The 12,415-nt window shown below is 60.8% G+C and carries 8 protein-coding genes; 3 read left to right on the forward strand and 5 right to left on the reverse strand.

All coding sequences use genetic code 11. The features are described from left to right. Positions 1 to 1,212: calcium-binding protein (locus CAG25_RS28990; RefSeq protein WP_305880132.1), on the forward strand; the 1,212-nt coding region annotated here is incomplete at its 5' end. A 98-nt stretch (positions 1,213 to 1,310) separates the two neighbouring features. Here CAG25_RS28990 and CAG25_RS24270 read toward each other — a convergent pair. The 5 genes from CAG25_RS24270 to CAG25_RS24290 form a co-directional block, all read right to left on the reverse strand. After that, positions 1,311 to 4,046, reverse strand: a complete 2,736-nt coding sequence (locus CAG25_RS24270; RefSeq protein WP_085613375.1) for a LuxR C-terminal-related transcriptional regulator — start codon at positions 4,044 to 4,046, stop codon at positions 1,311 to 1,313. A gap of 187 nt (positions 4,047 to 4,233) precedes the next feature. Next, on the reverse strand, positions 4,234 to 5,598 hold the full coding sequence (locus CAG25_RS24275) for a DUF1329 domain-containing protein (protein ID WP_085613376.1): 1,365 nt from the start codon (positions 5,596 to 5,598) through the stop codon (positions 4,234 to 4,236). 27 nt (positions 5,599 to 5,625) lie between these two features. Then, complete coding sequence (locus tag CAG25_RS24280) at positions 5,626 to 7,515, reverse strand: DUF1302 domain-containing protein (protein ID WP_064383978.1); 1,890 nt, start codon at positions 7,513 to 7,515, stop codon at positions 5,626 to 5,628. A gap of 336 nt (positions 7,516 to 7,851) precedes the next feature. Continuing rightward, on the reverse strand, positions 7,852 to 9,534 hold the full coding sequence (locus CAG25_RS24285) for a fatty acid--CoA ligase (RefSeq protein ID WP_085613377.1): 1,683 nt from the start codon (positions 9,532 to 9,534) through the stop codon (positions 7,852 to 7,854). Positions 9,535 to 9,690: 156 nt separating this feature from the next. Further along, on the reverse strand, positions 9,691 to 10,320 hold the full coding sequence (locus CAG25_RS24290) for a LysE family translocator (RefSeq protein ID WP_085613378.1): 630 nt from the start codon (positions 10,318 to 10,320) through the stop codon (positions 9,691 to 9,693). A gap of 91 nt (positions 10,321 to 10,411) precedes the next feature. On the opposite strand from CAG25_RS24290, the gene CAG25_RS24295 reads away from it, so the two are divergent. Then, positions 10,412 to 11,377, forward strand: a complete 966-nt coding sequence (locus CAG25_RS24295) for a 2-hydroxyacid dehydrogenase (protein ID WP_085613379.1) — start codon at positions 10,412 to 10,414, stop codon at positions 11,375 to 11,377. Between the two features lie 33 nt (positions 11,378 to 11,410). Beyond that, positions 11,411 to 12,409, forward strand: coding sequence for a class I SAM-dependent methyltransferase (locus CAG25_RS24300; protein WP_085613380.1), 999 nt, complete (start codon positions 11,411 to 11,413; stop codon positions 12,407 to 12,409). Positions 12,410 to 12,415 lie beyond the last annotated feature (6 nt).

The raw sequence follows: 12,415 nt of genomic DNA on the forward strand, positions 1-12,415 counted from the left end.
GCCAACCTGGAAAATCTGGTACTCACCGGCACGGCCAACCTCAACGGCACTGGCAACGGTCTGAACAACACCCTGACCGGCAACGATGGCAACAACATCCTCGACGGTGGCCAGGGCGCAGACTCCCTGACCGGTGGCCTCGGCGACGACATCTATGTGATCGACAACGCCAATGACACTGTGCTCGAACTCGCCAACCAGGGCCGTGACCTGATCCGCACCTCTGTCAGCTATACCCTCTCGACCAATGTCGAGGACGGCCAATTGACCGGTTCCGCCGCTATCGACCTGTTCGGCAACAGCCTGAACAACACCCTGACCGGCAACAGCGGCGCCAACACCCTCAACGGCGGTCTGGGCGCAGACACCATGATCGGCGGCGACGGTGTCGATACCTACTACGTCGACAACGTCGGCGACGTGGTGATCGAGACCGATGCCTCGCCGACCGCCTACGACCGGGTCTTCGCCTCCATCGACTACACCCTCACCGCCAACGTCGAGAACCTGTTCCTGACCGGCACTGCCGATCTCAACGGCACCGGCAACAGTTCGGGCAACCGCATGACCGGTAACGACGGCAACAACATCCTTGATGGCAAGGCCGGTGCCGACACCATGATCGGCGGCCTGGGCAATGACACCTACATCGTCGACAACGCCGGTGACACCATCATCGAGACCAGCACCCTGGCCAGCGAAATCGACACCGTGCGTTCTTCGGTGAACTGGACCCTGGGCGACAACCTGGAAAATCTGGTACTCACCGGCACTGCCAACCTCAACGGCACTGGCAATGGTCTGAACAACGTACTGACCGGCAATGCCGGCAACAACCTGCTCAATGGGGGGGCCGGCAACGACACACTTATCGGCGGGCTGGGCACTGACACCTTGACCGGTGGCAGCGGTGCAGACGTGTTCACGTTCAATGACTGGAACGAGAGTGGAGTGGGCAATCTGCGCGATGTCATCACTGACTTCAACAGCGCACAGGGGGACAAAATCGATCTGACGAAGTTTGATGCCAACCTGCTGACCGCCGGTTTCAACGGCTTCACCTTCATCGGTGCGGGCGACTTCACTGGCGCGGGCCAACTGCGGTTCATCGATCACGTGCTCTCAGGCAACGTGAGCGGTAACACCGGTGCGGACTTCGAAATCCAGCTGGTGGGTGTGAACAGCTTCAGTGCCAACGATCTGGTGGCCTGATACAACCCGACACCCAACCTGTTTTCACAGGTCGGGAGCCAAACAGAAACGCCCCGATGATTCGGGGCGTTTCTGTTTACGTCAATAACGCCGAATGTCTAGTTCAAAACCCCGAGTTCCTTGGCTCGCGCCACCGCCTGTGTCCGCCGCTCCACGCCCAGCTTGCTATTGATATGACTGGCATGGGTTTTCACGGTATGCAGCGAGATGAACAACTGCTCGCTGATTTCCTGATTCGAGCAGCCCTGGGCAATCAGCCGCAGGACTGCCAGCTCCCGGCTACTCAATTGTTCGGTGATAGAAGTGTCCTGTGCCATGCGCGACGCTGGAGTCGGAAAATGCTCGAGCAACTGCTGACCGACAGGATTCACAGTGGTCAGCGACAATTGCGCTCGCAACCAGTCAGCGTGATCCTTGATCAGCACATCGAATGGCTGCAACACCCCGCCACTGGCAGCATCGATGGCCTGGGCCAATGCTTTGCGGGCCTCGGCTTCTCGACCGCTCACCAGCAGCAACGCCACCTTCTGTGTCAACGCCATCACACTCAACAACTGCCGCCCGGTTTGCTGACCGTTCTCCAGCAATGCGTTCAATCGGCCTTCGGCGAGCATCGGTTGCCCCTGAATCATGTCAAGCAACGCCTGCTGCAATTCGACATGCAACGGCAACTGCGGATGAAACTCCGGTGGCGCCGCCGCGCGTTCACCGGTGTAGGTCTGGCCCAGTCGAGCCAGCCAGGCTTCAGCCAGATCGATGCGCCCTTGGGCCAGCCACAGCTCACATTTGACCAGAGTGATCATCGCCAGATAATAGATCGGCGGAACGTCCCAGATGTGCATCAGACGTTCGGCCTCGGCCAGCTCGGCGAAGGCCTTGGCGAAATCGCCGCTGCTGCCGTCGAGTCGTGCAATCACACAGTGGCCGATCAACACACTGATGTCACGGCAGGCCCGCGCTTCCGTCAGGCCTGCCTGCAATCGCGCCCTTGCCGCCTGCGGCTGCAACCGCATGGCCAGCAGAAACCCCTCATACAGCGTCAGGCGCGCACGCACGGCGTACAAACGCTGTGCGGACAATCCGCGCAAGCGCTCCAGCCCCTGGTGCACTTCATCGAGCGCGCGCAGGATTTCGCCGCGCGCCTGCAGGACCCGGGCACGATCGTAATGCGCCAACGCCTCGAACAAGGGATTGCCGACGCGCTGCGCCAGTTCAAGCGACTCGCGGTTCAGGCCCCGTGCACGCCATAGATCGCCGTCGGCAATCGCCAGATTGGATAAGGTTGAGAGGCACATAAGGCGCTGGCCGTAACGCTTGGCCGGCAGGCTTTCCAGTGCCTCGCTGCAATACTCGATGGTCTGCTCGCGATGGCCCCGTCCACGGGCGATGATGCCCTTGAGCGCCAGCCATTGGGCCAGCATGGATTTCTGCGCAGTGGCCGAGGGTGCCGGCAGAAACCGGCTCAGATGACTGGCGAGTTCTTCGGCAGCATCGAGCTGGCACGCCAATCCCAACGCCCAGCTGTACAAAACGATCAACCGTGGCGTGCTGATCAACAGGCTGTCGGGCAAGTCCATTTTCCAGCGCAGCAGCATGCCGACGTTCTGTTCGGCCAGCAACTGTTCCTCGGACAGGTTCTGTACCAGATTGGCTGCGACATCCAGATGTCCTGCGCGCAGGGCCTGCTCCACCGCTTCATCCAGCAGGCCCTGGGCATTGAACCAGCGGCAGGCGCGCAAGTGCAGCGTGGCGGCCGGGACTATCGCCCGGGTGATCGGCCGACTGCGCAACAGATCGGAAAACAGATGGTGATAGCGATACCAGTGACCGTGCTCGTCCAGCGGCACCAGGAACACCTGATGCGCCAGCAGGAAACGCAGGATTTCGGCACTGTCGTGGGCTTCGCGCACAGCATCGCAAAGCTCGCTGCAAAAGCGCTCCTGCGGTGCGGTGTCATAAAGGAACGCCTGCACCTCGGCGGGCAGGCAGTCGATGACTTCCTCCAGCAGGTATTCACGGATCAGCCCTTCCCCGCCGTTCAAAGCCTGCGGCAACGCCGATTCGGTACCTGCTTCAGAAATCGCCAGCAACCAGAATCGCAACCCCGCCACCCAGCCTTCACTGCGCTGGATCAGGCTTTCCAGCGCTTCACCGCGCAAAGAGCTGCTGTGGCGATCGAGTAACGTGAGGGCTTCGTCATGGGTCAGGCGCAGATCCTGCTCATGCAACTCCAGCAACTGCCGCGACAGACGCAAGCGCGCCAGATGCCAGTCCGGGCGCTGCCGACTAGTGACCATGACCAGCAGACCATCGGGCAAATGGTTGAGGAAAAATTGCAGGCAACGATCGAGCACCGGCCCTTGGGCGAGGTGGTAATCGTCTAGTACCAGCAGTAGCGGCGAGGTCGGTAGCAGGTGCAGTGCCAGCTCATCGAGCAAGCCGTCGAGCCATTCTTCGAAGGCGAACGGCTGATGACGCTGGCGCATTTTCAACAAACCGAGTGCGCGGCTGCCGAGTTCGGGAAAGTAGTCCTGCAGGCCCTCGAGCAAGCGCTCGAGGAAGCGTCCCGGATCACTGTCGCGAGCGCTAAGTCCCAGCCACAGGCTTTGCCAATGACCCGGCAGGCTTTGACAGAACTCCACGGCCAGCGAGCTTTTGCCAAACCCGGCCGGGGCGCTGACCAGCAACAGACGTCCACCGAGCCCGGCTTGCAGGCGCTCGCAAAGTCGTGGTCGCAATACGTACCCATCAGGCAGCGGAGGACGGAAAAAACGTCCGTCCAGTGCCGCGACGGCAACGCTTGCGAGACCCGGAAGTGGGGACAGATCAGTCATGGCCGGCTCTTGTTCGTATGGCTGTTGGCGGCGTAGCAGATGCCCGCAGACTAGCCTTAAACGGAGCGGTTATGAAGGTCGTTGCTACAAATGGCTACAAAAAGCCTACGGAAAAACTGCAAGCAAAAAAAACGCCCCGAACCTGTCGGGGCGTTTTCACGAGGATGCGGCCTCGATTTACAGGAGCTTAGCGAACACCATCCTGACGCAGGGCGGCCGGGGTGAAGTCGCTGGTGGTGGCAGTGAAGCCGAAGTCATACGCCGACTTCTCTTCGTTCTTCATGCCCAGTGCCAGGTAACGACCGGATTGCAGGTCGTAGAGGGTTTCCAGGGTGTACCAAGGCACCTGCACGTTGTAGTAGTCCTGGGAGTGGGCTTCCGCCACGCGCCACAGTTGATTGCGACCGTCGTAGTGATCGATCACCGCCGCTTGCCAGGTGTCTTCGTCGATGAAGAAGTCACGCTTGGCGTAGATGTGGCGCTGACCTTCCTTCAGGGTCGCGGTCACGTGCCATACACGACGCAGTTCATAGCGCGCCAGATCCTGGTTGATGTGCCCGGCCTTGATGATGTCGGAGTACTTGAGCTTCGGATCGTCGAGCTTGTAACTGTCGGAGGCGATGTACATCTCTTGTTTGCCGACCAGTTTCCAGTCGTAACGGTCCGGCGCACCGTTGAACATGTCCAGGTTATCGGAAGTACGCAGGCCATCCGCCGCTGTACCCGGTCCGTCGTAGGACACTTGCGGAGCGCGACGTACACGACGCTGACCGGCGTTGTAGACCCACGCCGAACGCGGCTCCTTCACCTGGTCGAGAGTTTCGTGTACCAGCAGCACGCCACCAGCCAGACGTGCCGGCGCGGTCACTTTCTGCTTGAAGTAGAACAGGATATTGCCAGGGTTCGCCGGATCGTAGTCCTTCATCTTGTCGCGGAACACGAACTGGTCCTGGAAGTACACCAGGCTGAACGAGCCGTTCGGTTGCGGCGTGGCCTGGGTCACCAGACGGGTCACGCTGCCGCCGCGATAGCGGGTGATATGGTTCCAGATCACTTCCACACCGGTTTTCGGAATCGGGAATGGCACGGCGGTATCGAAGTTTTCCAGGCCGTTGCCGCCCGACACCAGGGTCGTGGTGGTGGCGTTCTTCTTGATGGCTGCGAACACCGCATCCGGCACGGTGGCACCGCGATGGGACGGATAGACCGGCATCTTGAAGGTGTCAGGATAGCGCTGGAACATCGCGTACTGGCCCGGCGCGAGCTTGGCCTTGTACTGATCGACGTTCTGCTTGGTGATGGTGAACAGCGGTTTCTCACTGGCGTACGGATCGGACAGGAAACCTTTGCTGTCAACGGTGCCGGCATTTTTCGACATCGGTTTCCAGGCCGGGATCGAGCCGTCGGCGTTGCCGGCCATTTCGGCGCCCATCGGGGTCAGGCTCTTGCCCAGCTTGTCCGCTTCGGCGGCAGGCACCGCCGCCATGACACCGGTCGCCAGCAGCGACAGGCCCAGAACACCGGCGTGGAACAGACTCTTTGTTATTTTCATAAATTCGTTCGTCCTGAAATGCAGTGCTTAGAAGTTCACGCCGAGGCTGAGCGCCACAAAATCGCGGTCATCCACGGTGGTGTACTTGCCGTCGAAGAAGTTGGTGTAAGCCAGGCTCGCGGTGTAGGTGTTCTGGTACTCGGCATCGACGCCCAGGCTGACGGCCTTGCGACCTTCCTCGAAGTTGCCGCCAGGGCCCGGCGAGTAGCCGCTGACGTCGTGGGACCAGGCCACGTTCGGCTTGAGGTTCACGCCGGCGAAGACATCGTTGTATTCCCAGATTGCACGGCCGCGGTAGCCCCAGGACATCGACGTGGTGAAACCGTCGTTGTCGCAATTGCGGCTGCGGTTGTTCTGCGGCGAACCTGGTCCTGCGCCGTTGATGGTGCCGTTGTTGAGGATGTTGACGCAGGTGTTGGTGGTACCGGTGGCTGGCAGCTCGCCCGGGCCATAGACCGGATCGCGGCCATAGCGCTTGTCGGATCGGCTTTCCAGACCGCCCACGTAAGTCATGCCCACTTCACCCACCAGGGTCAGACGGCTGGCGCCCATGACCTGATCGAAGAAGTGCGTGAAGGTGGTTTGCAGTTGAGTGATTTCCTTGCGCTCGTAGCCATGCAGATCCTGACCCGGCACGCCATTGAGCAGCGATGCGTTGGCGTAAGGGCCACCCAGTGGACGCACACCGGCGAACAGGATGTCGGTGGAGTTCAGTTGCACCGGTGCATTCGGGCGATAGCTGATCTCACCGCTCCACGCCGTACCGGTAGGCAAGGTGGTGGAGAAGCTCAGACCGTAGAGGCGGATGTCTTCAGGGTATTCGACGAAGTACTTCGAATTGCCGGCAACCAACAGAGGCCCGAGTGCCTGAAACGGACCTGGCAATGCAGCTACGCCGTTGTAGACCGATTGCGGCGCGCCGGTGGCACTGAAGATCGGCGCACGACTGTGGTAATTCATGAAGTAGGCACCGAATTCGGTGTCCAGCGGTTCGAACATGTACTTGAGGGACGCGCCCCACTGGCCGCTGTCCCGCGCATCGCGATCGGCGCCGCGCGGCACCAGCACACCTTCTTCATTGACGTTGACGCCGTTGGCCGCCAATGGCCCCAGGGCAATGGCCGGGATCTGCGAGCGCTTGTTCAGTACGCGCAGGTTGTCGGTGCAACCGTCGGCAATGATGTCCGGCTGGGAGAAGAACGTGCCGCAGTTGTCGACGACGGTCTGGTCCCACTCCAGCTGATAGAAGGCTTCGGCCGACAGGTTGTCGGTCAGGCTCTGGGACACGTAGAACATGTTGACCGGGATCAGGCCTTCCTTGATCTCGGCGCCCGGACGACGGAAAGCGGAAACGTCGATCGGGTTGATCGAGTTGATGCCGCCGCCGATGAAGGTACTTTCACCCCAGCTCACCACCTGTTTGCCCAGACGCACGGAGCCCGGCTGATCGGCGATCGCGTAGTTGTGGTAGACGAAGGCGTCGAGGATCTGACCGCCGGCGGACTTGGCGCCTTCCTTGCGGTTGCTGTCGCTGATGTCCTTGAACTCGCGGCTCTCGTCTTTCAGTTCGAAGTCATACCAGTACTTGCCACGGACGAACACGCCGGTGTCGCCGTATTTCAGTTCGAGGTCATGAATGCCCTTGAAGATCTTCGAGAAGGTTTCGCCGCTCTTGAAGTTGGCATGGCCGTCGTCGGAAGTCTGGGACAGACCGTGACCGCCGTTGTTGACGCCGATGAGGTTCTTGTTCGGGCTCTGGGTGGACCAGCTGGCACCGATCGACAGGGAGGAGTCGAACTGGCCTTCGATTTCACCGACGTTGAAACTGACGCCGAATGCGGGCCCGGCGAGCGAAGAAGCAAGACTGACGGCCAGAGGCAGCTTTGCCCGGCGCCAGAACTGGTTTACTGAGGTCATCGACGCTACTCCATGTGCATTATTGTTATGGCAGTGAGTACTTTTAAAAACGCCTGAAGGACCGGGTGCCAGCGGCCTCCCGAAATCGCTTCAATGTTGCATCGCCCCGTTTGTGCGTGTGCCCCGTTCTTAAAAATCCTTGAGCGGACTATAGCCAGCAGGTGGTACTGCTTGATCCCTCTAAAGTGTGATTTGCAGCTGCCGGCCACTCTGGAACAGTCCTTTCGCCAGTCCGACACATGTCGGCACGGCAAGGATGGCTGAAAATTCGAATTTCACAAGCCAAGCGCTTGCTTGGTGGGTCTGGCGCGCCGTTTTCGGCGCGCCAGCGGACGCTCAAAGCGTCGAGAGGAAGGTGCTGTTGTTGGCCTGCCATTCAGTGATGTCGAGGCGGATGCGCTTCTTGTCGAGTTTGCCGACACTGGTCTTGGGAATTTCAGTAACAAGCGCGATCTGGCTTGGTATCGCCCACTTGCTCAAGTGCCCCAGTTCAACGAACGGCTTGAGGTGCTCCTTGAGCTCGCGTGCCCCGATGGCATGCCCTTCGCGGACCACCAGCAAGGCAAACGGACGCTCGCCCCACTGCGGATCGGCGATCCCCACCACTGCTACTTCACGTACCGCGATGTGACGACTGATCAGGTCTTCGAGGTCCAGCGAGGAGATCCATTCGCCGCCGGTCTTGATCACGTCCTTGATCCGGTCGCGGATGTCGATCACACCCATGGCGTCGAGCGTCGCCACGTCGCCGGTGTGCAGCCAGCCGCCGGCCCACAGCTCGGCGCCCTTCTGCGGTTCGTTGAAATAGCCTTCGGTCAGCCACGGTGCGCGCAGCACCAGTTCGCCCTGGGTCTCGCCGTCGGCCGGGAGAAAATTGCCTTCGGTATCGACGATCGCCGCTTCGACCAATGGCCCCGGCACGCCGGCCTTGATCCGATAGGTGGTGCGCTCGTCTTCGGTGCCCGCCATCAACTCATCATTCAGATGCGCGCACGAAACCAGTGGCCCGGTTTCCGACATGCCGTAAGCAGCCGTCAGCTGAATGCCTTTGCTCTTGGCCGTTTCATACAGCGTGCGGTTCAGCGCACTGCCGCCGATGACGATTTTCCAGCCGCCGAAATCGGTGCCCTGCGCGCCCTTGGCATTGAGCACCATCTGCAGGATGGTCGGCACACAGTGGGAGAACGTGACCTTTTCCTTGCGCCACAACTCGACCAGGAATTCCGGGTCATAACGCCCCGGATAAACCTGCTTGAGCCCGAGCATGGTCGCCACATACGGCAGACCCCAGGCATGCACGTGGAACATCGGGGTGATCGGCATGTACACGTCGTTGGTGCCCAGCAGCCGCACGCTGTCGATGGCGCCCATGATGGTCGACACACCCATGGTGTGCAGCACCAGTTGCCGATGGGTGAAATACACGCCCTTCGGATTGCCGGTGGTGCCCGTGGTGTAGAACGTGGTGGCGACCGAGTTTTCGTCAAAATCCTGGAAGTCGTACTGCGGACTCGCGGCCGCCAGCAGTTGCTCGTACTCGCCGACCAGATTCGGCAGATCGGCGGTTTTTTCCGGCAGATCGGTCAGCAGCAGGGTTTTCTCCACCGTGGTCAGGTGTGGCGCAATGGCCTGGTACAACCCGACGAACTCGCTGTTGACCAGCACGAAGCGGTCCTCGGCGTGGTTCATGGTGTAGAGGATCTGTTCCGGCGACAGGCGCACGTTGATGGTGTGGATCACCGCGCCGATCATCGGAATCGCAAACATGCACTCCAGGTAGCGATGGCTGTCCCAGTCCATCACCGCCACGGTGTCACCAGCCTTGACCCCGGCCGCCGTCAGCACGTTGGCCAGCCGCGCGACCCGCTCGATCAGGGTCGGGTAGCTGTAGCGCAGCTGGTCACGGTAGATGATCTCGCGGGTTTTCTCGTAACGGGCACCGGACATCAGCAGCCGTTTAATCAGCAGTGGATACTGGTACGCCCCTTCGGCGGGCGGAATGACGCGAGTCTGCAACATAAGAATCCCTTTTCTGACTGCACGGTGTTGGCTTTGGAGTTTCGTACTCTAGAACCGTTATACGTCAGCCAAATCAGCCAAAGGAATGATTTGCAGAGCCGTACAAATGCTAGCTTTGCGCCAGCATTTGCCGAAACAGATGACAGCGCAGAAGGATCAATGCATCTCGGTGAACGCGAGTTTCACGCCGATGGCGATCAGCACCGCGCCCATGGTGCGGTCGAACCAGTGGCCCATGCGGGCGAAACCGGCGCGCACGCGTTGCTGGCTGAACAACATGGCCACCAGGCAGAACCAGGTGGCGGTCGCAACGGCGAGATAAATGCCGTAACCGGCCTGGACTGTCAGCGGGGTGTGCGGGTTGATCACCACGGTGAACAGCGACAGGAAGAACAGCGTGGCTTTCGGGTTCAGGCCGTTGGTCACGAAACCCGAGGTGAAGGCGCCACGGGCGGTGCGCTCGCCGGCCTCTTTGTGCAGATCATCGCTCACGGTTTTCGCCGGTTGCGCGCGCAGGGCCTTGAAGCCGATGTACAGCAGGTACGCGGCGGCTGCCCATTTCAAGGCGTTGAACAGCACGATCGATTGAGAAACGATCAGGCCGATCCCCAGCAGCGAATAACCCACGTGCAGGAAAATCGCCGTGCCCACGCCCAACGCGGTCCAGGTCCCGGCGCGTCGACCGTGGGTCACGCTTTCGCGCACCACCACGGCGAAATCAGGACCGGGGCTGGCAACGGCCAACAGGTGGATCAGGGCAACGGTCAAGAAATCGGTCCAGTACATGGGGGCTCCTTTCGGCCAAGCGTAACGAGTTGTTTCATCTGGTAGGCTCGGCAGATTACGCCTTCCCTTCAAAGCACGACAGGTACAGTTGATGACGAACGCCCACCGCGCCGTATTCCTCGATCACCCTTCGCTGGATCTTGGCGATCTCGACTTGAGCCCTTTGCGTGATTGCTTCAGTGATCTGCAACTGTTCGCCCAGACGTTGCCTGCGCAGGTAGCCGAGCGCCTGCAAGGTGCAACCGTGGCGATCAGCAACAAAGTGCTGATCGATGCCGCCGCCATGGCCGCCAACCCACAACTGAAACTGATCCTGATCACCGCGACCGGCACCAACAACGTCGATCTGGCCGCCGCCCGCGCCCACGGCATCACGGTGTGCAACTGCCAGGGCTACGGCACCCCGTCGGTGGCGCAGCACACGATCATGCTGCTGCTCAACCTCGCCACGCGCCTGGCCGATTATCAAAAAGCCGTCGGTGAAGGTCGCTGGCAGCAGGCGAAACAGTTCTGCCTGCTGGATTACCCGATCGTTGAGCTGGAAGGCAAAACCCTTGGCTTGCTCGGTCACGGCGAACTCGGCGGCGCGGTCGCGCGTCTGGCCGAAGCCTTCGGCATGCGCGTGTTGCTGGGGCAGATTCCGGGGCGACCGGCCCGTCCGGATCGTCTGCCGCTGGAAGAATTGCTGCCGCAGATCGACGCCCTCACCCTGCACTGCCCGCTCAACGAACACACTCGGCACTTCATCGGCGCCCGCGAACTCGCTTCGATGAAACCCGGCGCTTTCGTGGTCAACACCGCCCGTGGTGGACTGATCGACGAACAGGCCCTGGCCGATGCCCTGCGCAGCGGTCATCTGGGCGGCGCGGCCACCGATGTGCTGAGCGTCGAGCCGCCGACCCAAGGCAATCCGCTGCTGGCCGCCGACATCCCGCGCCTGATCGTTACCCCGCACAACGCCTGGGGCAGCCGCGAAGCGCGGCAGCGAATCGTCGGCCAACTGGTGGAAAACACCCAGGCGTTCTACAGCGGTAAGGCGCTGCGGGTCGTCAGTTGATAAACTGCGGCACTTTTTTTCACAGGAGCAGTTATGGATCCGCGCAGTGAAGTACTGCTTCGTCAGGCCGAGTTATTCCAGGGTTCAGTGTTGCTGGCCGGTTTGCCTGCCGATGATCTTTTGGGGCGCCTGCCCGAGGCGTTTGGCTGGTGCTGGCACGCCGGCGACCAGGCTGCACTCGATGCGCGTTTCGAAGGCCGCAGCCATTTTGGCGTGAACGTGCCGGAGCGCGAATTCACCAACGCCGTGGTGTTCCTGCCCAAGGCCAAGGACCTGACCGATTACATCCTCAATGCCGTGGCTTCACGCCTGGCCGGGCGCGAGGTGTATCTGGTCGGGGAAAAACGCAGCGGTATCGAAGGCGCCTCCAAACAGCTCAACCCGTTCGGCAAGCCGCGCAAGCTCGACAGCGCGCGCCATTGCCAATTGTGGCAAGTGACGGTGGCCAACGCTCCCGAAGCCAAACCGCTGGAAAGCCTGGCGCAGACCTACGAACTGCCGCTGGCCGAAGGTCCGTTGAAAGTCATCAGCCTGCCAGGCGTATTCAGCCACGGCCGACTGGATCGCGGCAGCGCCCTGCTGCTGGAACATCTGGACAAACTGCCGAGCGGCCATCTGCTGGACTTTGGTTGCGGCGCCGGCGTGCTGGGTGCGGCGGTCAAGCGTCGTTACCCGCACAATCAGGTCACGTTGCTCGACGTTGATGCCTTCGCTGCCGCCAGCAGCCGTTTGACCCTGGCGGCCAACGGTCTGGAAGCCGAGGTGCTGACCGGTGACGGCATCGATGCCGCGCCGATGGGTTTGAACGCGATCCTGAGCAACCCACCGTTCCATGTCGGTGTGCATACCGACTATTTCGCTACCGAAAACTTGCTGCGAAAAGCGGCCAAACATCTAAAAAACGGCGGCGAACTTCGCTTGGTTGCCAACAGTTTCCTGAAATATCAACCGCTGATCGAAGAGCATCTCGGGGTCTGTGCGATCAAGGCCGAAGGCAATGGATTCCGGATTTACCGGGCCAAGCGCGGCTGAAAATTA

It is taken from the genome of Pseudomonas sp. B16(2017) (genome assembly GCF_002113205.1).
Taxonomy (GTDB): domain Bacteria; phylum Pseudomonadota; class Gammaproteobacteria; order Pseudomonadales; family Pseudomonadaceae; genus Aquipseudomonas; species Aquipseudomonas pharyngis.

What these genes read in the sequence shown, in the direction of transcription:
- CAG25_RS24270 (WP_085613375.1), bottom strand. Translation starts at nt 4,046, where the DNA reads ATGACTGATCTGTCCCCACTTCCGGGTCTCGCAAGCGTTGCCGTCGCG.
- CAG25_RS24275 (WP_085613376.1), bottom strand. Translation starts at nt 5,598, where the DNA reads ATGAAAATAACAAAGAGTCTGTTCCACGCCGGTGTTCTGGGCCTGTCG.
- CAG25_RS24280 (WP_064383978.1), bottom strand. Translation starts at nt 7,515, where the DNA reads ATGACCTCAGTAAACCAGTTCTGGCGCCGGGCAAAGCTGCCTCTGGCC.
- CAG25_RS24285 (WP_085613377.1), bottom strand. Translation starts at nt 9,534, where the DNA reads ATGTTGCAGACTCGCGTCATTCCGCCCGCCGAAGGGGCGTACCAGTAT.
- CAG25_RS24290 (WP_085613378.1), bottom strand. Translation starts at nt 10,320, where the DNA reads ATGTACTGGACCGATTTCTTGACCGTTGCCCTGATCCACCTGTTGGCC.
- CAG25_RS24295 (WP_085613379.1), top strand. Translation starts at nt 10,412, where the DNA reads ATGACGAACGCCCACCGCGCCGTATTCCTCGATCACCCTTCGCTGGAT.
- CAG25_RS24300 (WP_085613380.1), top strand. Translation starts at nt 11,411, where the DNA reads ATGGATCCGCGCAGTGAAGTACTGCTTCGTCAGGCCGAGTTATTCCAG.